22 protein-coding genes are annotated in these 21,969 nt (G+C 62.4%); 16 read left to right on the top strand and 6 right to left on the bottom strand.

Features of this window, described 5'->3' with window-relative positions:
* The first annotated feature begins 139 nt into the window (after positions 1-139).
* On the top strand, positions 140-322 hold the full coding sequence (locus ATH90_RS03400; protein ID WP_010213424.1) for a hypothetical protein: 183 nt from the start codon (positions 140-142) through the stop codon (positions 320-322).
* A gap of 8 nt (positions 323-330) precedes the next feature.
* Here ATH90_RS03400 and ATH90_RS03395 read toward each other — a convergent pair whose 3' ends face one another.
* Positions 331-1,524 carry a Bcr/CflA family multidrug efflux MFS transporter gene (locus ATH90_RS03395; RefSeq protein ID WP_034103174.1) on the bottom strand — a complete coding sequence of 398 codons (1,194 nt, stop codon included), beginning with the start codon at positions 1,522-1,524 and terminating at the stop codon, positions 331-333.
* Positions 1,525-1,609: 85 nt separating this feature from the next.
* Positions 1,610-1,807 (bottom strand): heavy-metal-associated domain-containing protein, encoded by a 198-nt coding sequence (locus ATH90_RS03390; RefSeq protein ID WP_034103176.1) that lies wholly within the window; start codon positions 1,805-1,807, stop codon positions 1,610-1,612.
* Positions 1,808-1,954: 147 nt separating this feature from the next.
* Here ATH90_RS03390 and ATH90_RS03385 point away from each other — a divergent pair, with 147 nt between their 5' ends.
* From ATH90_RS03385 to cueR, 3 genes are all read left to right on the top strand, one after another.
* Complete coding sequence (locus ATH90_RS03385) at positions 1,955-2,335, top strand: hypothetical protein (RefSeq protein WP_034103178.1); 381 nt, start codon at positions 1,955-1,957, stop codon at positions 2,333-2,335.
* Between the two features lie 110 nt (positions 2,336-2,445).
* Positions 2,446-4,647, top strand: a complete 2,202-nt coding sequence (locus tag ATH90_RS03380; RefSeq protein ID WP_098465705.1) for a heavy metal translocating P-type ATPase — start codon at positions 2,446-2,448, stop codon at positions 4,645-4,647.
* Entirely contained in the window at positions 4,644-5,045 is a 402-nt protein-coding gene (gene cueR / locus ATH90_RS03375) for a Cu(I)-responsive transcriptional regulator (protein WP_034103183.1), read from the top strand. The genes ATH90_RS03380 and cueR overlap by 4 nt, the downstream gene beginning before the upstream one ends.
* Before the next feature lie 144 nt (positions 5,046-5,189).
* On the opposite strand, the gene ATH90_RS03370 is transcribed toward cueR, so the two are convergent.
* Both ATH90_RS03370 and ATH90_RS03365 read right to left on the bottom strand, forming a co-directional pair.
* A complete protein-coding gene (locus ATH90_RS03370; protein ID WP_098465704.1) occupies positions 5,190-6,089 on the bottom strand; it encodes a PA4780 family RIO1-like protein kinase in 900 nt (299 codons plus the stop codon).
* A gap of 134 nt (positions 6,090-6,223) precedes the next feature.
* The gene (locus tag ATH90_RS03365) at positions 6,224-7,501 is read right to left on the bottom strand and encodes an acetyl-CoA C-acetyltransferase (RefSeq protein WP_098465703.1); all 1,278 of its coding nucleotides are present in this window, start codon (positions 7,499-7,501) and stop codon (positions 6,224-6,226) included.
* Positions 7,502-7,615: 114 nt separating this feature from the next.
* Between ATH90_RS03365 and ATH90_RS03360 the strand changes: the two genes are divergently transcribed.
* The 4 genes from ATH90_RS03360 to ATH90_RS03345 all read left to right on the top strand — a co-directional run bounded on the left by ATH90_RS03360 (position 7,616) and on the right by ATH90_RS03345 (position 13,478).
* Complete coding sequence (locus ATH90_RS03360; RefSeq protein WP_098465702.1) at positions 7,616-8,959, top strand: 3-oxoacyl-ACP reductase; 1,344 nt, start codon at positions 7,616-7,618, stop codon at positions 8,957-8,959.
* A gap of 2 nt (positions 8,960-8,961) precedes the next feature.
* Entirely contained in the window at positions 8,962-9,810 is an 849-nt protein-coding gene (locus tag ATH90_RS03355) for a MaoC family dehydratase (RefSeq protein WP_098465701.1), read from the top strand.
* 300 nt (positions 9,811-10,110) lie between these two features.
* Positions 10,111-11,610 (top strand): collagen-like triple helix repeat-containing protein, encoded by a 1,500-nt coding sequence (locus ATH90_RS03350; protein WP_098465700.1) that lies wholly within the window; start codon positions 10,111-10,113, stop codon positions 11,608-11,610.
* A 185-nt stretch (positions 11,611-11,795) separates the two neighbouring features.
* The gene (locus ATH90_RS03345) at positions 11,796-13,478 is read left to right on the top strand and encodes a ShlB/FhaC/HecB family hemolysin secretion/activation protein (RefSeq protein WP_098465699.1); all 1,683 of its coding nucleotides are present in this window, start codon (positions 11,796-11,798) and stop codon (positions 13,476-13,478) included.
* Between the two features lie 80 nt (positions 13,479-13,558).
* Here the strand turns inward: ATH90_RS03345 and ATH90_RS03340 are convergent, their stop codons facing one another.
* Entirely contained in the window at positions 13,559-13,963 is a 405-nt protein-coding gene (locus ATH90_RS03340) for a response regulator (RefSeq protein WP_034103195.1), read from the bottom strand.
* A 58-nt stretch (positions 13,964-14,021) separates the two neighbouring features.
* Complete coding sequence (locus ATH90_RS03335) at positions 14,022-14,213, bottom strand: Flp family type IVb pilin (protein ID WP_034103197.1); 192 nt, start codon at positions 14,211-14,213, stop codon at positions 14,022-14,024.
* A 331-nt stretch (positions 14,214-14,544) separates the two neighbouring features.
* Here ATH90_RS03335 and cpaB point away from each other — a divergent pair, with 331 nt between their 5' ends.
* The 8 genes from cpaB to ATH90_RS03295 are packed head-to-tail and all read left to right on the top strand — an operon-like array spanning position 14,545 to position 21,963.
* Positions 14,545-15,486, top strand: a complete 942-nt coding sequence (cpaB, locus tag ATH90_RS03330; protein ID WP_034103199.1) for a Flp pilus assembly protein CpaB — start codon at positions 14,545-14,547, stop codon at positions 15,484-15,486.
* Positions 15,487-15,505: 19 nt separating this feature from the next.
* Positions 15,506-16,723, top strand: coding sequence for a type II and III secretion system protein family protein (locus tag ATH90_RS03325; RefSeq protein ID WP_034103200.1), 1,218 nt, complete (start codon positions 15,506-15,508; stop codon positions 16,721-16,723).
* The gene (locus ATH90_RS03320) at positions 16,720-17,913 is read left to right on the top strand and encodes a CpaE/TadZ family protein (RefSeq protein ID WP_034103201.1); all 1,194 of its coding nucleotides are present in this window, start codon (positions 16,720-16,722) and stop codon (positions 17,911-17,913) included. Before ATH90_RS03325 ends, ATH90_RS03320 begins: the two co-directional genes overlap by 4 nt.
* Positions 17,910-19,181 (top strand): TadA family conjugal transfer-associated ATPase, encoded by a 1,272-nt coding sequence (locus tag ATH90_RS03315; protein ID WP_034103202.1) that lies wholly within the window; start codon positions 17,910-17,912, stop codon positions 19,179-19,181. Before ATH90_RS03320 ends, ATH90_RS03315 begins: the two co-directional genes overlap by 4 nt.
* A 10-nt stretch (positions 19,182-19,191) precedes the next feature.
* Entirely contained in the window at positions 19,192-20,073 is an 882-nt protein-coding gene (locus ATH90_RS03310) for a type II secretion system F family protein (protein ID WP_098465698.1), read from the top strand.
* 1 nt (position 20,074) lies between these two features.
* Complete coding sequence (locus tag ATH90_RS03305; protein WP_034103204.1) at positions 20,075-20,962, top strand: type II secretion system F family protein; 888 nt, start codon at positions 20,075-20,077, stop codon at positions 20,960-20,962.
* 10 nt (positions 20,963-20,972) lie between these two features.
* Positions 20,973-21,683 carry a tetratricopeptide repeat protein gene (locus tag ATH90_RS03300; protein WP_034103206.1) on the top strand — a complete coding sequence of 237 codons (711 nt, stop codon included), beginning with the start codon at positions 20,973-20,975 and terminating at the stop codon, positions 21,681-21,683.
* Between the two features lie 10 nt (positions 21,684-21,693).
* A complete protein-coding gene (locus tag ATH90_RS03295; RefSeq protein WP_034103208.1) occupies positions 21,694-21,963 on the top strand; it encodes a DUF3613 domain-containing protein in 270 nt (89 codons plus the stop codon).
* The last annotated feature ends 6 nt before the right edge of the window (positions 21,964-21,969 follow it).

Genomic DNA, 21,969 nt, shown 5'->3' with positions numbered 1-21,969 from the left:
GTTTTCAGTGCCGTCCATTATTCATTTGAGTAATGGACGGCACCGCTAGTCAGAGAGTTGATCCTTGTCACATTTGTGAGCGCTATCGGGTTTATATTGGCCGCCTTTGCCACGATTCTTTTACGTGAGGAAGTCAGCAATGAAAATCCTGATAAAAGCGTTAGCAAAATCCGCAGGCAATAAATGGCAGGTACGTCTCGACCAGGACGCGTTCACCTTCCGCACCGAAGCCGAGGCCCGTGCCTTTGCCGACACCCTGCAAGCCCGTATCCAGGCGCCTCACCGCTTTCCGAACAGCCAGCAACGCTCCGCCGCTGGCTGACCCGTGCTTCAGGCCTGCGCCTGCAAGGCCCGTTTGCGTTGCAGGCGCTGGGTCGACATCGCAATCGTCACCGCCAATACACCGCACAAGCTGATGACCATTGCCATCGGCATCGCTGTGCCGTCGTGCAAGATCCCCACCAACGATGCCGCCCCCGCCGCCACGCCAAACTGGATGCAGCCGAGCAACGCCGAAGCGCTACCCGCCCGTGCCCCCTGCCCGCTCATGGCGCATGCCGAGGTGTTCGGCAAAATGCAACCCAGGCTGGCGATGCAGATAAACAACGGCACCAGCAATGGCCACAGCGCGTCGGTGCGCAAGGCAGCGATGCCAAGCAGCGTCAGCGCTGCCAGCAGGTAGACCCATACACTGCGCGACAGCAGAAACGCCGGGCCACGCTTGGACAGCAACCGCGCATTGACCTGCGCGACCAGAATAAAGCCAGCAGCATTGGAGCCGAACAGCCAGCCGTAATGCTCGGCAGGCACGCCATAGAGTTGGATAAAGACAAAAGGTGATCCGGCGATGTAGGCAAACATCCCGGCAATCGAGATACCGCCGGTCAGCGCGTAACCCAGGTAGACACGGTCTGACAACAATGCAGCGTAGCGGCGCAGCGAGCCGGACAACGGCTGGCGCGGCTGATGAGCCGGGAAGGTCTCCGGCAGCCCGACCGCCACGGCGACGGCCGCCATTACACTGAATATCGACAGTGCCAGGAAAATCGACTGCCAGCCCCACAGCCCCACCATCAACCCACCCGCCAGCGGGGCGAGGATCGGCGCCAGGCCGGTGACCAGCATCAGCTGGGAAAACACTTTGGCCGAGCCCACCGCGTCGCATTTGTCGCTGACCACCGCGCGAGAAATCACCATGCCCGCGCACCCACCCAGGGCCTGCACAAAGCGCGCAGCGATCAGCCACTCCAGCGATGGCGCGAAGGCACACGCAAAGGACGCCAAGGTGAACAACGTGACACCACTGAGCAACGGGCCGCGCCGACCAAAGCGGTCAGCCAACGGGCCGTAGATCAATTGGCCGATGGCCAGGCCACCGAAATACACCGCCAGGGTCAACTGGATGTGTTTTTCATCGGTCGCGAACGCCTTGGCCATCGCCGGGAAGCCCGGCAGGTAAAAATCGATCGCCAGCGGCGCGAAGGCGCTCAAGGCACCCAGAATCAGGATTATGCGGAGGTTCATCGGGCACCCAAGTGAGACGGCAGCCCGATAGTCTAGCCGCGCTGGAGCGCATTGAACACGATAGCTCGCTAACTATTTTACCGCGTCAGGCAAGCTTGGCGCTGTAGCCCTCTTCGGTGATCAGGCGGATGACTTGCTCGGCAGAAAGGCGGCTTTCGACGCCCACTTCCTTTGCCGCCAAGTCGACTTTCACACTGGCCGCCGGGTCCTGGCTCTGTACCGCCTGGGTCACCGCTCGAACGCAATGGCCGCAGGTCATTCCGTCAACACTGAATACTTGCATGACATGACTCCTTTGATGAGGTTGGACCCAGTCTCGACCTTGCCACGATGGCAAGGTCAAGTTCCTGGAATAGCTGCCGGGCTGGTAATCGTTGGCATCGTCGGCCAAGCTTCACCTCTCTTCGATTCACACCACGGAGCATTCGCCATGCGCTGGTCGTTCTTTGCCCTTCTCGGCCTGATGAGTTTGTCTGCCGCTGCACCGCCGGCTGTCGCCGCCGAAGACTATGCGGTGCTGATCATTTCCCGGGAACGCCTGGAAGTGCCGACCAACTGCGAAATCGGCCTGTACCTGAATGACCAGCTGGCAGGCCGGCTGTTCCAGGAACAAGCCACTTCGTTCAACCTGCCGGCGGGCAACCTGTCCTTGCGCCTGAAGCTGCTGCCGGGCCAGTCGCCAGGCTGCCTGCCGGGATTGCTGGCGCCGCCCGCGCAAAACATCACGCTCAAGGCTGGTGACGTGCGCAAATTGCGCATTGCCCAAGGCCCGGACGGCATGTACCTCAAACCCGCCGCCCTCGAATATTAAGTATCCACCCTGTAGGCGCCGGCAAGCCGATGCCTGCAATAAACAGGTGCTTGACCTTCCCTACAGGTCAAGGTTGATCCTAAGGGCGACTTCTCCTGGAGGACTGCCCCATGAATGGATCCACCACCTTTGACCTGCCCATCAGCGGCATGACCTGCGCCAGTTGTGCTGGCCGGGTCGAGCGCGCGCTGGGCAAGGTGCCGGGGGTGCAAAGCGTCAGCGTCAACCTGGCCAACGAGCGCGCCCATGTTGAAGTGCTGGGCCAGATGGACCCCGGCGCGCTGATCGCCGCCGTCGACAAAGCGGGCTACACCGCTACCCTGCCCCAAAGCGAAACCACCACCGAGGCCAACCAGGCCCAGCGCCTGCACCGCGAGCGTTGGGCGCTGCTGCTGGCGATCCTGCTGGCATTGCCGCTGGTGCTGCCGATGCTGGTCGCCCCCTTCGGCCTGCACTGGATGCTGCCCGCCTGGGCTCAATTCGCGCTGGCCACACCGGTGCAGTTCATCTTCGGCGCACGCTTCTACATCGCCGCCTGGAAAGCCGTACGTGCCGGTGCCGGCAATATGGACCTGCTGGTAGCCATCGGCACCAGCGCCGGTTACGGCCTGAGTATCTATGAGTGGCTCACCGCTCACCCAGGCATGGCGCCGCACCTGTACTTCGAAGCCTCGGCGGTGGTGATTGCGCTGGTGCTGCTGGGCAAATACCTGGAGAGCCGCGCCAAGCGCCAGACCGCCAGCGCCATCCGCGCCCTGGAAGCCTTGCGACCTGAACGGGCGATTCGGGTCATTGCAGGCCGTGAAGAAAATGTCGCCATCAATGCGTTGAAGCTGGGTGACCTGGTCATGGTCAAGCCTGGCGAGCGCTTCCCGGTGGACGGTGAGGTGGTGGACGGCCAGAGCCATGCCGACGAAGCCTTGATCAGCGGCGAAAGCCTGCCCGTACCAAAACAACCGGGCGACAAGGTCACCGGCGGCGCCATCAATGGCGAGGGCCGGCTGCTGGTTCGCACCCTGGCCCTCGGCGCAGAAAGTGTATTGGCGCGGATCATCCGCCTGGTGGAAGACGCCCAGGCCGCCAAGGCTCCGATCCAGAAGCTGGTCGACAAAGTCAGCCAGGTCTTCGTGCCGGCCGTGCTGCTACTGACGCTGATCACCCTGGTGGGCTGGTGGCTGTATGGTGCGTCCGTGGAGACCGCAATCATCAATGCCGTCGCCGTGCTGGTGATCGCCTGCCCCTGCGCCTTGGGCCTGGCCACGCCGACTGCGATCATGGCGGGCACGGGCGTTGCCGCGCGCCACGGTATCCTGATCAAGGACGCCGAGGCGCTGGAGCGTGCCCATGAAGTGTGCGCCGTGGTGTTCGACAAGACGGGCACCCTCACCTCCGGCACACCCAAAATTGCCCACCTGGCGGCAGTCGATGGCAACGAAGATGTACTGCTGCAACAAGCCGGCGCGCTGCAACGCGGCAGCGAACACCCATTGGCCAAGGCGGTGCTGGATACATGCCACGAAAAAGCACTGGCCGTAGCCGATGTGACGGCCAGCCAATCCCTGGCCGGGCGCGGCATTGCTGGCACGCTCAATGGGCAACCGCTGGCCCTGGGCAATCGTCGGCTGCTGGAAGAAAACGGCTTGAGCGCGGGCGACCTCGCCGACTCCGCCAACGCCTGGGAAGCCGAGGGTCGCACCTTGTCCTGGCTGATCGAGCAAGGTGCGCAACCGCGTGTGCTGGGGCTGTTCGCCTTTGGCGACACCCTCAAGTCCGGTGCGCTGGAAGCCGTGCAGCAACTCAAGGCCCAGCACATCACCAGCCATTTGCTCACCGGCGATAATCGCGGCAGCGCCCGCGTGGTCGCGCAAGCCCTGGGCATCGACGATGTGCACGCCGAAGTGCTGCCCGCCGACAAAGCCGCCACCGTCGCCGAACTGAAAAAAACCGGTGTGGTGGCCATGGTCGGCGACGGTATCAACGACGCCCCGGCCCTGGCTGCTGCCGATATCGGCATCGCCATGGGCGGCGGTACCGATGTGGCCATGCACGCGGCCGGTATCACCCTGATGCGCGGCGACCCGCGCCTGGTGCCGGCGGCCCTGGAGATCAGCCGCAAAACCTACGCAAAAATCCGTCAGAACCTGTTCTGGGCCTTTGTGTATAACTTGATCGGCATTCCACTCGCGGCATTCGGCTTGCTCAACCCGGTGTTGGCTGGCGCGGCGATGGCCTTGTCCAGCGTCAGCGTGGTCAGCAACGCATTACTGTTGAAGACTTGGAAACCCAAGGACCTGGAGGATCAACGTCCATGAACATCGGCCAAGCCGCACGCCAGAGCGGGCTCAGCGCCAAGATGATTCGCTACTACGAATCCATCGGCCTGCTCAAAGCCGCCCACCGTACCGACAGCGGCTACCGCGTGTATGGCAGCGACGACTTGCACACCCTGGCGTTCATCAAACGCTCGCGGGACCTGGGGTTTTCATTGGAGGAAGTCGGCAAGCTGCTGACCCTGTGGCAGGATCGACAACGGGCCAGCGCCGACGTGAAAGCGTTGGCACGCCAGCATATCGATGCGCTCAACCAGAAGATTCTGGAGCTGGGGCAACTGCGCGATACGTTGCAGGACCTGGTGGAGCACTGCCAGGGCGATCATCGGCCGGACTGTCCGATACTCAAGGAATTGGCGTCCGGTCACTGTTGCACCTGATCGAACCTCGCTGGACAGGCACACAACCCAATGTGGGAGCGGGCTTTTGTGGGAGCTGGCTTGCCGGCGATAGCATGACTTCGGTGTGACTGACATACCGAGGCGCCTGCATCGCAGGCAAGCCAGCTCCTACACTGGATTGCGTTATTGCATCCAAGGCGGCGGCGGTGGCTCGTCCGGCACCTTGCTCGGTGGCGCGTCGTCCGCCGCCCGAATCGCCTGGCGACGCTCGTCATCCAGCCGCGCCGCTTCGATCTCACGGATCACACCGCCCACATCCGCCAGCTCTTCCGGCTCGTCGAACTCACCGGTCAACACGCTGGCCGGGTGCAAGGTGCCGGCTTCGTACAGGGCCCACATTTCCTTGGCGTACTTGGTCTTCTTCAACTCCGGGGCAAAGCGCCCGAAATAGGAAGCCATGTTGCCCACATCCCGTTCGAGCATGCTGAACGCGTGGTTATTACCCGCCGCATCCACCGCCTGGGGCAGGTCGATGATCACCGGGCCCGTTGGCGTGAGCAGCACGTTGAACTCGGACAGGTCACCGTGCACCAGGCCGGTACACAGCATCAGCACGATCTGGGAAATCAGGAAGGCGTGGTACTCACGCGCCTGGTCCGGCTCCAGCACCACGTCGTTCAGACGCGGCGCCGCATCGCCGTACTCGTCGGCCACCAGCTCCATCAGCAGCACGCCTTCAAGGAAGTCGAACGGCTGAGGCACACGAACGCCGGCACCCGCCAGGCGGAACAACGCCGCCACTTCGGCGTTCTGCCAGGCATCCTCGGTTTCTTTCTTGCCGAACTTGGAGCCTTTGGCCATGGCCCGGGCCTGCCGGCTGTTACGGACCTTACGGCCTTCCTGGTATTCGGACGCTTGACGAAAACTTCGTTTGTTCGCCTCCTTGTAAACCTTGGCGCAACGCAATTCGTTGCCGCAGCGCACCACATAAACAGCTGCTTCTTTACCACTCATGAGTGGGCGCAGCACTTCGTCGACCAGACCGTCTTCGATCAGGGGTTCAATGCGTTTAGGAGTCTTCATCAGCTTTTATTGTGGGTCCTTTATTACCAAATACGCTTATGGCACTCGTTATACGGCAATCGGCTCGCCGGTGGGAGAGGCTACCGACCTCTGACCACTCAAGAATGCATCCAATAGGCCAATTTTCGGCGCAATCATCGTTCAATGATCGCCGTAACACCCTGGCCGCCTGCGGCACAGATCGAAATCAGACCACGGCCCTTGCCCGCCGCATCCAGCAACTTGGCCAGATTGGCGACGATACGCCCCCCTGTGGCGGCGAACGGGTGCCCGGCGGCCAGGGAGCTGCCCTTCACATTGAGCCGGCTACGGTCGATCGACCCCAACGGTGCATCCAGCCCAAGGTGCGTCTTGCAGTAGTCCGCATCCTCCCACGCCTTGAGCGTGCACAAAACCTGGGCAGCGAACGCTTCGTGGATCTCGTAGTAATCGAAGTCCTGCAGCGTCAGACCATTCCTGGCCAGCAACCGCGGCACCGCGTAGACCGGCGCCATCAGCAGGCCTTCGGCGCCATTGACGAAGTCCACCGCCGCCGCCTCGCCATCGCGCAAATACGCGAGGATCGGCAAGCCACGCGCCTCGGCCCATTCCTCACTGCCCAGCAGCACCAGCGACGCGCCATCCGTGAGGGGCGTGGAGTTGCCGGCGGTGAGCGTGCCCTTTTCGCTGCGCTCGAAGGCGGGCTTGAGCGCAGCGAGTTTTTCCAGGGTGAGGTCCGGGCGCAGGTTGTTGTCGCGGGTCAGGCCCAGGAACGGCGTGAGCAAATCGTTGTGCCAGCCTTCGGCGTAGGCAGCGGCCATTTTCTGGTGGCTTTCCAGGGCCAGCTGGTCCTGCTCCGCGCGGGGGATCTGCCAGGTCTGCGCCATTAATTCGCAGTGCTGGCCCATGGATAAACCCGTCCGTGGTTCGCCGTTGCGCGGCAGTTCCGGCTTGAGGTGATGGGGACGAACTTGTAACAAGACTTTTAATTTATCCGCCATGGACTTGCTGCGGTTGGCTTGCAACAAGATCTTGCGCAGGCCTTCATTCACGCCGATAGGTGCATCGGACGTGGTGTCCACCCCGCCAGCAATCCCGCATTCGATCTGCCCCAGGGCGATTTTGTTAGCCACCAGCAACGCCGCTTCCAGGCCGGTGCCACACGCCTGCTGAATGTCATAGGCGGGGGTTTGCGGGGACAAGCGCGAGCCCAGCACGCATTCGCGGGTGAGGTTGAAGTCGCGGGAATGCTTGAGCACCGCACCGGCAGCCACTTCGCCGATGCGCAGGCCGTGCAGGTTGTAGCGTTCGATCAGGCCTTCCAGGGCGGCGGTCAGCATCGCCTGGTTGCTCGCCGTGGCATAGGGGCCATTGGAGCGGGCGAATGGAATGCGGTTACCGCCAATGATCGCTACACGGCGCAATTGAGTCATGGAAAGCTCCCTGATGGTTGTGGGTGGAATCACCAAGCCTAGCCTAGGCTCAATCGAACGACTGCCACCCCGGGGTGGTCAACCCTTTGAACCCCAGCCTTCGGAGAGCGTTCCATGTCTGACCGTTATATCGACTTCGCCAACTCAAGCCTCGGCCATCGCCTGGTCGCCGCCATTGGCCTGCCGTCACCGGTACGCCTGGAACGCTGGCAAGCCGGGCGCCTGCGTCCGGTGGAAGGTGCGTTGCTGCTGGGCGGCGGTGCGCTGGCAACTCAGGTACAGGCGTTTGCCAACCGGCTCACCGACGCCATCTACACCTACGGCGCCGAGACGTCGACCTGGATTCCCGGCCACGGCCCCAAACTCAAGGCGGTGGTGTTCGACGCCAGCGATTTGCAACACACGGATCAACTCAAGCAGCTGCGCGAATTCTTCCAGCCATTACTGAAAAACCTGGATAACAGCGCGCACCTGGTAATCCTCGGGCGGGCGCCAGAAAGCCTCAGCGATCCTTTCGCCGCCAGCGCCCAGCGCGCCCTGGAGGGTTTCAGCCGCTCGCTGGCCAAAGAGCTGCGCAATGGCGGCGTGCTGCAACTGCTCTACGTCGGCGAGGGTGCCGAAGCTCAGTTAGAGGGGGCCCTGCGCTTCTTCCTGTCACCAAAGAGCGCGTATATCTCCGGCCAGGTGATTCGCCTGGAAGCCTGCGCCACGCCGGTCGAAGACTGGACCCGGCCCCTCGCCGGATGCAAGGCACTGGTTACCGGCGCCGCCCGAGGCATTGGTGCATCCATCGCCGAAACCCTGGCCCGCGATGGCGCCGAGGTGATCCTGCTCGACGTGCCCCAGGCCAAGGCCGACCTCGAAGCCCTGGCGGCGCGCCTGGGAGCACGCACCGTCACACTGGATATCTGCGCTGAGGACGCCGCCAGCCAATTGATCGAGCACCTGCCCGATGGCCTCGACATCCTGGTGCACAACGCCGGTATCACCCGTGACAAGACCCTGGCAAACATGACCCCTGAATACTGGGACGCGGTGCTGGCGGTCAACCTCAATGCGCCCCAAGTCCTAACCAAGGCGCTGCTCGACAGCGGTTCTTTGCACGACAACGCGCGCGTGGTGTTGCTGGCGTCCATCAGCGGCATCGCCGGTAACCGTGGGCAAACCAACTATGCGGCGAGCAAGGCGGGGTTGATCGGCCTGGCACAGGCCTGGGCGCCGCTGCTCAAGGAGCGCGGCATCACCATCAACGCCGTGGCGCCGGGTTTTATCGAAACCCAAATGACCGCGCATATTCCGTTCGCCTTGCGTGAAGCCGGGCGACGCATGAGTTCACTGGGCCAGGGCGGCCTGCCACAGGACGTCGCCGAAGCGGTGGCGTGGCTGGGTCAACCGGGTTCCGGTGCGGTCAGCGGGCAAGCGCTGCGCGTGTGTGGGCAAAGTCTCCTGGGAGCATAGACATGCAATGGAAGACACTGGGCAATACGCCGTTTCTGCCGCCGCTGTATTGGCGCGCCGCGCTCAAGCGCAAGATCACCGGCAGCACCCTGCCTGAGCAGGGACTGCGCTGCCGGGTGAGCATCAACCCCACGCAGGTGGCCGCGTACCGCAAGGTTTGTGGTTTTGCCGACAGCCCGATCCTGCCGGCGACTTATCCGCATGTCTTGGCGTTCGGCCTGCAGATGCAGCTGCTCACCGATAAAGGCTTTCCTTTCCCGCTGCTGGGGTTGATTCACCTGAGCAACCGAATCCGCATCCACCGCCCGATGGGGGGTGTGAGCCAACTGTCCGTCGGTGTCTGCGCGCAAAACCTCAAGCCTCACCCCAAGGGCGCGACCTTCGACCTGATCACCACCGTCGAAGATGCCCTCGGCCTGCTGTGGGAAGCCGAGAGCCGCATGCTGTGCCGGGGCGTGAAACTGTACGGTGAGGCAGAAGATACCGCCCAACCCTCCCCCACCCAGGTCAGCGAATTGTCCCGCTGGCAGGCTCCCGCCGACATCGGCCGCCGTTATGCACGGGTCTCTGGCGACTACAACCCGATCCACCTCAGCGCCCTGACCGCCAAGCTGTTTGGATTCCCCCAAGCCATCGCCCACGGCCTGTGGAACAAGGCACACACTCTCGCCGCACTTGGCGAACACTTGCCCGCCGCCAATATAGAGATACACGTCGAGTTCAGGAAACCCGTACGCCTGCCCAGTGAAGTGACCTTACTGGCCAGCGCCGCCGGCTCCAGCGGTGAGTTGTGCTTGAAAGGCGCAGGCGATATTGAACACATGGTAGGCAAGTGGCAGCCGATCGCCTGAAAAAACTGATTAATTGTATATATACAACCTAAGTGATAGCGGACTTTTTAACGTCCGCTCTTTTATTCAACTATTTGATTTTAAACAGATATACATCTTGATACATCCTCACACTACACCCTTGGTATTAGTTACTTAAACGGTACATCCGCACGATATATAAATCGTTAATACCAAGTTGAGCATTGAGAGAACGCACCGCCGGGGCTGTTATAGCCACACGGACAAACGTATCGCTATCCCTAGAAATAGTGAGCGTTTGAAGACAACTAAGGTTGTACAGGTGCAGGGAACTCAATCATGAAAACTCACGTCGTGTTTTGGAAAGCAAGTACCGCGCTGGCCCTGGCAGTAGCATTGGCACTCGGCGGCTGCAGCAGCGGTGGTGGTGGGCATAAGAGTGGTGGTTCTTCCTCAAGCGCTGGCGCTGGTGGCGGCGGCACGGGCGGTGGCGGTACCGACCCTGGCACCCCAGGGGGAACTGCAACGCCACTGGTCACCGCGACCGTGGTCGACACCGTTGGCGATACCGTGACAGGCCTCGGCGGCACCGTCAGGAGCCTGGGCACCACCCTCGGCAGCCTGCCGATTGTTGGCGCAACCGCTGGCGGCCTGGTGACCGCCACCGGCAACGCGGTCGGCAGCATCGGCACCGGTCTGTCAGATGGCCTGGGTACGCTGGGTACCGACAGCAATGCCTTGGGCAAAACCGTCGCTGGCGTGGCCAACGGGGTTTCTGACCTGGGCGACGGCGTGACCGTTACCGGTACTAACGTCGCCACCCTGTTGGGCAAAGTGCCTGTGGTCAGCGGCGCTGCACCGCTGGTGGGCAATACCGTCGGCAAGGTCGGCAATGCCGTGACCATGCTGGGCGACACCCTGAGCACTGCCAGCACCACCGGTCCGCTGGGTTCGGTCACTAATACCGTCGGCGCAAAAGTCCTGGTGCCTGTGGTATCCCTGGTGGAAAAAACCACCGGTAAAGTCGGCACCGCGACAGGCCTGGACTCACCGGTAGGCGGCTTGCTGAAAAAAGTCGGCGATACCGTCGACGGCCTGGGCGATAAAGTGGCCGACACCGGCGGCACCGGCAACCCTGTGACCGGCGCGTTGGGCAATGTGCTCAATGGTGTGGGCACTGCGGCCGGCAAGGCCAGTGGCTACGTCGACCCGGATGCGGATAACAGTGGTGGCGGCAACGGCGGTGGTACAGGCGGTAGCAGCGGCAGTCTGAACCTGGCCGAACTCATTGGTGGCGTGATCGCCGGTGCTGGCAGCGGCCTGGATGCAGGCAGCACCAACGGCGTGGTCAGCGCAGCTGGGGTGACCGGTGTCAAAGCGGGCACCACCGTGGCCGCACTCGGAGGCGGCACGCCAAGCACCCAGACAAGCGTTCCCGTTGCAGGGTTGACCGGCCCTATCGGCAACGCACTCAACCCCGTTACCAGCGGCGTACAGAGCCTGACTCAAAACATCGGCGGCGCCACCGGCCTGGGTGCTCCGGTCAATGGCCTGGTAACCAATGTCGGCAGCGCCGTCAGCAACCTGGGCGGCAAAATCAGCGGCACCAACGCCAACCCGGTCACCAACGCCCTGGGCGGTACCGTGAGTGCAGTGGGCGGCACGGTGGCGTCGATCGGTGGCCTGGTCACCGGCGGCACCAACACCGGTGGCGGCTTGCTCGGTGGAGGCCTGAACCTGGGTGTCGGTGCAGGCGCCGGGGCTTCTGCGGGGGCGAGCGGCAGCGCAAATGGTGGTCTTCTGGGCGGGCTGTTGGGTGGCCTGGGCGGCAAAAAATAGAATTGCACCTGGCCGATTAGACGGCCTCACCTACAGCGCCTACGCTTGGTTGAGACGAGAGACCCCATTAAGTCTCTCGTCTTTTTTATGGATCAATGATCGATCCCTGAAAACACCCGAACCGCGCCCCCAGAGCCCGGCGGGAATCTGCGAATGCTGCTGCAGTTATGACCATGGAGTGTCCTATGCGCGCCTTGACGCCGATGTTAATGCTCACCCTCAGTGCTTACGCCCACGCCGATACCCTACCCAGCTTCCTCAATAGCAACGACACCATCCGCAACCTGCCCGTGCCCAACCTGCCCGCCGACGCCTATCGGCCGGCTGCCACGCCAACCCAGGTGCCGACGCCGGCGCCCACCGCCGGGCAGCCGTTGCTGATGGACACCAAAGTGACCATCCGCAAACTGCAGATCGACGGCGGCACGGTCTACCCGCTCAAGGAGGTCGCCCAGGTATTCGAGCCGCTGATTGGCCATGAAACCAACCTGGCGCAACTGATCGAAGCCACACGCAGCATCACCCGACGCTACCAGGAAGACGGCTACCTGCTGTCCTACGCTTTCCTGCCGGAACAACGTTTCGAGGACGGCCTGGTGCAAGTGGTGTTGGTAGAAGGCTACATCCGTGATTACCAACTGCAAGGCGACATCGGCGCGGTCTCGTCCTACGTCGACAAACTGGCGGAAAAACTCAAGGCCGAGCGCCCGCTCACACGCAAGACCTTCGAGCGCTACACCACACTGATGAGTGCCATTCCAGGCGTGACTTTGCAGGCCCAGGTGCCACCGCCAAGCACCACCGATGGCGGCACCCACATGCAAATCAGTGCCAGCCGCAAGCCCTTCACCACCAGCATGAGCCTCAACGAGGCCAGCCGTGGCGGTACCCAGGCATTGTTGACTGGCACCAGCAATTCATGGACATCCATGGGTGAACAACTGAGCGTCAGCGGCCTGTTTCCGCCTGGCGAAGACAAAGAGCACTACTACCGCGCGGCCTATAGCCAGTTCATCAACGCCGAGGGCACCCAGCTTGCACTCTCGGGGGAACGCTACCGCGCCGATCCAAGCACCAGCCTGCAATTGGGCGACGGCCTGGAACTCAAGCCGCACCAGCAGATCGACCGTTACTCCATTGGCATCAGCCACCCCTTCATCGCCTCGCCCAGCGAGTCGCTCAGCCTGGGTACGCGCCTCTACGCCGTCGACCAGACCAACCGTTACAAACTGGAGGGTTTCCCCCAACGGTTTGAACTGGAAACCAACCTGCGCGCCCTGGCCTTCGAAGGGGACTGGCGCAAGGCTGACACCACCCAACTACGCATCATCAGCGGCGGTGTGTACCAAGGCATCAATGGCATGGGCGCCAAGACCCATACGGATTTCGGTGGCCTCAAACCCGACCTCGACTTCTTCCGCCTGCGCTTGTCTGGCGTGCAGAGCAACAAGCTGTTCGATAACTGGCAAGGCGTGCTGTCTGGCGCGCTCTACTGGAGCAACGACGACCTGCCTGACAGCGAACGCGCTACCTTCGGCGGGCAAAGTTTCGGCCGCGGCTATCCCGATGACCAAGGCACGGGCGACAAGGGCTGGGGCGTGGCCTACGAGGTCAACTACAGCTACAACCGCGCCGGTGATTGGGTAAGGATCCTGCAACCCTATGTGGTGTTCGACCGCGCCAAGACCTGGTTCAACGACTTGCCAGTCAAGGGTAACGACATGTCATCGGCAGCGCTGGGGCTGCGCTTCGGCGACGCCAAGTACTACAACATCGCGCTGGAAGTCGCCAAGCCGATGTCGGACGTGGCGCTGGACAGCTTCGATCGACGGCCGCGGTATTCGTTGAGTTTCAGTTATCAGCTGTAACCTTCGGCAGGAGCCGGCTTCCCGGCGATGGCGATTTTATCGACGCCATCGCCGCAAGGACGATTCGACAAGCCTGACGCCTAGGGCCTGGCTTTAGGGAGAGGAAACAGATTGTTCAACGTATCGATCAACCGCACCAGGTAGATCGGCTTACGGAACAGATCCAGCACCTGTAGGCGCAGCATGTCGCTGACGTCGTCCATTTCTGCATGACCGGACATCACAATCACCGGCAGGTGAGAACGTGAGGTGTGCTCGCGCAGGCGCTTGATCAAAGAGATGCCACTTTCCTCAGGCATGCGCAGGTCAGTAATGACCAGGGCGATGTCGGGGTGAAGTGTCAATTCTTGCAGGGCGAAGGTGACGGAGTTGGCGGTAAAACAGACAAACCCCTCGTTCCCGAGGGATTCGGCGAGTTCAATCAGGGCGTCCTCTTCGTCGTCCACCAAAAGAATTTGTTGGCGGGAAAGCGATGAGGCGCTCATGGCTGTACCTGGTCTTGAAGAACGTCAATGAGGGTTTTCCACATTTACAAGCAGACTATCAAGTCGTCATCTTGGTCGCGACGCTATCAAAAATGGACTTGATCTTAGTTCCAAGCCCAGAACCAGCGCCCACGATCACCAGTGCAACCATCGCCACGATAATCGCGTATTCAATACCTGAAGCACCGTCTTTGCGTTGAAAGAATAGTTGAGTGTGGACATACAGTTTCAACATCAGGTCAATGAACATAAGACTTCTCCAAAAAACGCTACCGGAAGCCGGAACGGCTCTAGTACCAGATGATCGCGGCTTGCTACTAGAGCATTGTCAACAAACCCCACCCTCACAACTGTAATAACGGATTAATCACAAAGTATTAGTCACAACGTTGACGCCACAAAACCGCACGCTAAACAGCTGCTGCTCTAGTTCAGATAAATTTTTCCCACGGTAATGGCATTTCGTCCTAGCTGAGCTACCTTCAAATAGCGAAATCGTTAGATGTTCATCACAGCCAGGTTGCGGATTAACCCGTTTGGATTAAACGGGCGCGCAGTGCAACGGGATAGGGAGAGCCGTCATGAACAGTCGTATCAGCATGGTCCTGGCCGGGTTGCTGCTGATCGGGGCGCTGATCGCCGGGTACTGGGGGCTGGTCTTGAGCCGCGCGCCGGAGCCTGTCGCCGCCCCCGCTGCACCTGTCGTTTCCGTGGAAAATACCGTCGCTACCGTCGAAGACCAGACCCGCCAACCCGTAGTGGTCCTGGTGCACGACGTGCCTGCCCTTATCCCGCTGACCGCCGCTGACCTGGCCGTGGAAAAACTGCGCACCGTGCCCGCTGGCAGCCTGACTCGGCTTGACCAAGCCATCGGCCGCACGCCACTGCGCACCCTCGGTGCCGGCACCTGGCTCACCGAAGAAAGCTTCACCGGCGGCGGCCCGCTCGCCCGCATGATTCGCCCCGACGAACGCGCCCTGGCCGTGGCCGTGGATGAGGTGATCGGCGCCGCAGGCCAACTCAGCCCAGGCGATTACGTGGATGTGCTGTTGTTCCTGCGTCAGGACACCAGCAATGCCGAGCAATCGGCCCAGATCGTGCTGCCCGCCATGCGCCTGCTCAGCGTCGGCGACCAATTGGGCCTGGCCAACGATGGCCGGCCGGCTGTCCCACCGCCGGCCACGGCCGAAGAGCGCGCCCAGGCCGCCCAACGTCGGGCGAGCGCACGCACCGTCGTGCTGGCCGTGCCGGAGCCTCTATTAAGCCGCCTGATGCTCGCGGCGCAAGCGGGTGTGTTGCGCCTGGCCGTACGCAGCGCCGAAGAGCAACTGCTCAGTCGCTACTGGGCCGGTGAAAGCGATGCGCCGGACAAACTGGAAAGTGCCAACCGCGACCTCTACCAATTTACTCAACTGGCCCTGACCGGCCCGCCCAAACGAGTCGCCGCAGCGGGTGGTCAGCCTGGTGTACGCCGTGGTGTTGAAGTGATTCGCGGCGCCCAATCGGCGCCACAAACTCCGTGATCGAGCAAGGATGCCTTGAATGAGCCATCGCTACGCACCCCTGTTCACGCAACTGGCCTGGGCCCTGATGCTGTCGAGCCTGCCGGTCGGCATGGCGCTGGCGGCGCCGGGCAATTGCAGCGCGCTCGGCCAGTTGCCCGCCGTCGTTGAAGTGGGAGAAGGCCTGCAACAGGAGCTGCAATCGCCGGTAGCTATCACGCGCCTGGCCATCGGCGATCCGAAAATCGCCGATGTGCGGGTCAACGGCGACCGTAATTTCCTGCTGACCGGTGTCGCGTCCGGCGCCACCAGCCTGATGGTCTGGACCGCCTGCGCCAGCGCGCCGCGCCAGAGCATGGTGTTCGTCAAGGGCAAGGCCACCTCGGCACTGACCAGCCTGTCGCTGTCGCCGTCGGAAGATCCACTGCTGCCCAGCCAGGTGCAGACCGATATCCGTTTTGTGGAAGTCAGCCGCACCAAGCTCAAGGAAGCCAGCACCACGATTCTCGGTACCGCCAAGAACGCCTTTTTCGGCAGCCCTAATTTGCTGTTCCCCACGCCCACCACCCAGGCGCTGCAGATCAGCAGCAGCAACTTCAATATCGGTTTTGGCGGCGGGCGGGTCTCGGCCATGATCAACGCCCTGGAGCGCAGTGGCTTCGCCTACACCCTGGCACGCCCGAGCCTGGTGGCGATGAGCGGCCAGAGTGCCTCCTTCCTGGCCGGCGGCGAGGTGCCGGTGCCGGTGCCCAGCGCCGGCAGCGATACCATCTCCATCGAGTACAAGGAGTTCGGCATCCGCCTGACCCTGACCCCCACGGTGATCGACCGTAACCGCATCACCCTCAAGGTGGCGCCGGAAGTCAGCGAGTTGGACTACAGCAACGCCGTGCAGATCCAAGGCATTCAAGTGCCGGCGCTGACCGTACGCCGCACCGACACCAGCGTGTCCCTGGCCGATGGCGAAAGCTTCGTGATCAGCGGCCTGATCAGCACCAACAACCGCTCCACCATCAGCAAGTTTCCCGGGCTGGGCGACATCCCGATCCTCGGCGCGTTTTTCCGCGACTCCACTATCAGCCGCGAGGAAAAAGAACTGTTGATGATCGTTACGCCGCACCTGGTGCAGCCGTTGGCCGCCAACGCCCAACTGCCCTCCTTGCCCGGCGAAAAACTGCGCAACTACGACCCGAACTGGTACCGCCTGTTCTTCCTGGAAAACGGCAACTTTGACCGTCGCAGTGGACTTTCCCAATGAGCGATAGCCTGAGCCAGACCTTCCTCGCCATCACCCGCAACACCACTGACCTGGAGTGGCTGCAGGGTGCACTCGCGCCCCTGGGCCAAGTCGTGAGCGCCGGCACCGGCAGCCTGGACGAACTGCTGGCACTGGTCGACGTGACCTTTGCCAACCTGGTGTTTGTCGGCCTGGACCGGGAAAACGTGGTGGCCCAGAGCGCGCTGATCGAAGGCGCCCTGGAAGCCAAGCCGATGCTCGCGGTGGTGGCTCTCGGCGATGGCATGGACAACCAGCTTGTCCTGAACGCCATGCGTGCCGGTGCCCGCGACTTCGTTGCCTACGGCTCGCGCTCCAGTGAAGTGGCAGGGCTGGTGCGGCGCCTGAGCAAGCGCCTGCCGACGGTCACGCCCAATGCCCAGCTGGGTGGCCTGACCGTCTTGTTTGGTACCCAGAGCAACGCGGATGGGGCGATGCTGGCTACCCACCTGGCGCTGGTGGTACAGCGGAGCGGCCAGCAGACACTGCTCCTCGACCTGGGCCTGCCGCGCAGCGACAGCCTGGCGCTGCTGGGCCTGGAAAGCACGTTCAATTTCGGTGATGCCTTGCGGCATTTGCGCCGCCTCGACACGACCTTGATCAACAGTGCCTTCACCACCGCCCTGGATGGCCTGCGCATCCTGGCGTACGCCACCGGCGACGAACCGCTCAAGCTCACCAGCGCTGCCGAGTTGTTCATGTTGCTCAGTGCCCTGCGCCAACACTTCCAGCACATCGTCGTGAATATTACCGGGCAGCCGGACAGCGAAGCACTGCGCACCTTTGTCAGCCACTGCGACAAGCTGCTGTGGTGCACCGACCAGAGCGTGCTGGACTGCCGCCGCAACCTGGCGGTCATCAACCGCTGGCGTGAAAAAGGCATGAAGCTCGATCACGCCAAGCTGGTGGTGGACCGCTACATCAAGGCCTGTGCACCCGACACCGAGGCCCTGGAAAAAAGCTTCGGCCTCGAATGCATCGCCGTACTGCCCCTGAGCGCCGAGTTGCGCCTGAATGTAAAAAACCAGGGCCAGACCCTGTTTGCCCTGGCCCCACGAGAACCCTTGACCCAAGCCGTGCGTACCCTGGGCGAACGCCTGGCAAAACGCTCCGAGGGCCTTGCAAAACCCTCCATGCGCTGGTTTGAGCGCTTCCTGGGGTCGGGACGATGAGCGGCGAAAAACTGTTTGGCGGCCCGGCGCGCAGTGCCAGTGGCAACAGCGATCACGACGGCCTGAAACTGGTGCTGCACCGCTACATCATCGACGCCATCGAGGAGTCGGGTAAAAACCTGCTCGAAGGCACGCGCCAATCCCTGGCCCAGTTTGTCATCGACAAGGTCTCGGAATACATCACGCGCATGCGCTTGGCGATCTCCCGCTACGAGATGGAGCGCCTGGCCGAAGAGATCGTCGACGAACTCACCGGCTTCGGTCCCCTGGAAGTGCTGCTGCGCGACCCCTCGGTGACCGAGATCCTGGTCAACGGACCGCACCGGGTATTTATCGAACGTGACGGCCTGCTGCACCAGAGCGACCTGCGTTTCATCGACGACCACCATGTCGAACGCGTGATGCAACGTATCCTCGCGCCATTGGGCCGACGCCTGGATGAGTCCTCGCCGATGGTGGACGCGCGCCTGCCCGACGGCAGCCGGGTCAACGCGATTATCCCGCCGATTGCCCTGGACGGGCCGTGCCTGTCGATTCGGAAATTTCGCAAGGACATGCTCAAGAGCAGTGACCTGGTGGCCATGCAGACCATCGACCAGAGCATTTTCGAATTCTTCCAGGAGGCCGTGGGCAAGCGCTGCAACATCCTGATCAGCGGCGGTACCGGCACCGGCAAGACCACGCTGCTGAATATCCTCAGCCAGTTGATCAACCCGCACGAGCGCCTGGTAACTATCGAGGATGTGGCCGAACTGCAACTGGGCCACCCCCACGTCGTGCGCCTGGAAACCCGCCCGCCGAATGCCGAAGGCCACGGCGAGGTCAGGTCCAGCGACCTGATCCGCAATGCCCTGCGGATGCGCCCGGACCGCATCATCCTCGGGGAGATCCGTGGCGTGGAAGTGCTCGACGTGATGACGGCAATGAACACCGGCCACGACGGTTCCATGAGCACCGTGCACGCCAACAATGCCCAGGATGCCTTGCTGCGCCTGGAAACCCTGGTGGGCCTGACCGGCCGCGTGGTCGCGGAGAAAACCCTGCGCCAGATGATCTGCGCCGCACTGGACGTGATTATCCAGTTGACGCGAATGCCCGATGGCCGGCGCTGCGTCAGCGAAGTGGTCGAAGTGGTCGGCGTGCGCGATGACGTGTATGTCACCAATACGCTCTTCCGGCTGGACCGGCGCACCGGGTTCGGCTTCCTGCGCGAGGCCCTCAACCCAGCCGGCGACAAGCTGCGCCGCGAATCGACGTTGCAGTCTTAGGGGGTGCTTGATGACCGGACCGGTGTTGTTGCTCATCTGCCTGCTGCTGATCGGCCTGTCGTTCTGGCAGTTTCATCATGGCCTGCGCAAGGCCCGGACGGACCGTGTGCTGGAGCGGCTCGGTGATGGCCAGCCCGAGCCCCAGGAACCCAACACCACGTGGACGGGCCTGGAGCGCATGTTCCAACGCGCCGGGCTGGGCAAACCCACGGACCGCCTGGGCCTGTGGCTAAGCGCCTGGGTGATCGGCGCGTTGCTCGGCTGGCTACTCGCCGACGGGCTGGGCTTGATGACGATGATCATAGGACCGCCCCTGGTACTGCGCGTGTACATCAGCTGGCGTTACCAACGTCGCGTACAGCGCATGGTCGAGCAGCTTCCGCAACTGCTGGACCACAGTGTACGCAGCCTCAAGTCCGGCAGAACCTTGGCAGATGCGGTTCTGGGAGGTGTCGAGGGTGTCGAGAACCCACTCAAGGACGCCATGGCCCGCGTGCAGCGCAACGTACGCATGGGGGTCAGCCTGCCGGACTCAGTCAACGACTTTGCGGAATTCTACGAACAGGATGAATTCCGCCTGTTCGCCCTGGGGCTGAAGGTCAATCACCGTTACGGCGGCAACGCCAGCGAGCTGCTGGAAAATTTGATCAAGATGATTCGCGAGCGCGAACAGGGTGCCCGTCAACTCAAGGCCATGACTGGCGAAACACGCATGACCGCCTACGTGCTGGGTGGGCTGCCGGTGCTGATCGTGGGCTATTTCATGCTGGTCAATCCGAGCTACTTGATGACCATGTGGAATGACGGCACGGGGCGCATCATGCTGTTCAGCGCGCTGGCGATGGACCTGGGTGGCACCTTCGTGATGTGGCGCATGCTGAGGAGTGTCTGAAATGGCACTTCTGGCCTGCGCGCTGTTGTTGCTTGCCGCTGCGGTAATGGTGGGGGGCCAGTTGCTCGAGAACCGCCGGCGCGAGCGCAGGGTGGCTGAGCGCTTGCAAGGGCGAATGGGCAGCGACGACCGACTCGGCACGCTCATGCGCCAACTCGGGAGTAGCGCCCTGGCACAGCGCTCGGTCAGCCTGGACAACGAGTCCCAGACCCTGCTCAACCGGGTTGGCTGGCGCAAGGCAAGTCAACGCTCACTGTTTGCGGCCTTCCAGATCGGTACGCCCATCGTGCTACTGGGCCTGACCCTCCTCAGCCAGCAGATACTTTTTCCTCACGCGGACCCCGCATGGATCGCGCCGATGTTTGCCTTGGGCATTGGCTACCTGCTGCCCAAACGCGTGCTGGCCGCTGCCGCCAAACATCGCCAGCAAGCCATTGCCAAGGAAATCTCAACGTTCATTCCGCTGCTGCGCATCCTGTTCGAGTCGGGGATGGCGGTCGAGCAGTCGCTGCGCGTGCTGGGCAATGAAGCCCAGCGTTTACTCCCTAACCTCACGCATGAACTGCGCCTGATCCTGGCGCGGGTCGATTCCGGGCTGGAGTTGAGCGAAGAACTGGGCAAGACCGCGCGATTGCTGGAAGTGGATGAATTCACCGACACCTGCATCATCCTGCAGCAATTGATCCACCAAGGCGGCGGCGCGATGAAGTCCCTGCTGGCCCTCAAGCAACTGCTGGACGACCGACGCCTGACCCGCTTGCAGGAATACATCTCGAAGATGTCGGCCAAAATGTCGGTGGTGATGATGGTGTTTCTATTCCCTGCTTTGCTGATCGTGCTCGGCGGCCCGGCCTTCATCGGCATCGCCCGCGCGTTGAGTCACTTTTAAGGAGTCATTGATGAAAGCACTGATCGCCGGTATGGCCCTGCTGATGCTCGGCGGCTGCGCCACCAATGGCCAATCACCGTGGGCGGCGTTGACCACACCCGGCAGTTGCGCCAAGCCGAGTTCGGAACAGGAGTTGGCGCTCAACCTGTCCGATGACCTCGCCAACGAAGGCAAGCTGCACGCCAGCCTGGCCAACCTGCAAAACCTGCCCGAGGCCTTGCCCCAGGTACGCCAGCGCAAGGCCCGTAACTATCGCCTGCTCGGGCGCAGCGAGGCCGAGCCGTTGTACCGCAGCCTGCTCGGCACCTGCATGACCGCCGAAGGCGAGCACGGCCTGGGGCAACTGGCGGCGGCCAGGGGCGACAACGGTGAGGCCGTGGCGCATATGCAACGGGCAGCGCAACTGGCGCCCACCGACGAAAAGATCCGCAATGACCTGGGCGTGGTGTACCTCAACCAACTGCGCATGGAGGACGCGCGCTTTGAATTCATGACCGCCATCGAGCTCAAGCAAAGCGACCCCTTGGCCGCCGTCAACCTGGTGACCTTGCTGATCTATCAGGAAGACTGGGGGCAAGCGGCGAAGGTGGTCAGCCAATTGGGCCTGAGCCCAGAACAAGTCACCGATGCCCAGGCTCGCGCGAAGAAGCTCAAAGGAACCCGTGTGGCGGCTCGCAAAGTCGCGGCGGTCCGCGATGCCCTGCCGATGACCATCAAGTGAGGAGTGATCGATGAAAGCACATTACCTTGTCGGCCTGGCGTTGCTGCCGCTGAGCGCACTGGCCATCGAACCCGGCCCGTCGTCCCCGCAGCAGGCGGAAACGGAAAACTGGCTGGCCGTGCAGGTCGATGGGCGTGTCGCTTCGCCCACGCCGCAAAGGACCACCCCCGCGGAACGGGAGCAGGCCTTGCAGCGTTGGCTGGACACTCACAAGCACCCGATTCCGGAGTTTTTTGAATCACAATCCGGTGGGTCGTCCAACGGCGGTAAGAGTCAATAGTGCCTG

The organism is Pseudomonas lurida, assembly GCF_002563895.1.
Taxonomy (GTDB): Bacteria; Pseudomonadota; Gammaproteobacteria; order Pseudomonadales; family Pseudomonadaceae; genus Aquipseudomonas; species Aquipseudomonas lurida.
The sequence above is the reverse complement of the archived record's forward strand: the minus strand, read 5'-3'. Positions and strand labels throughout refer to the sequence as shown.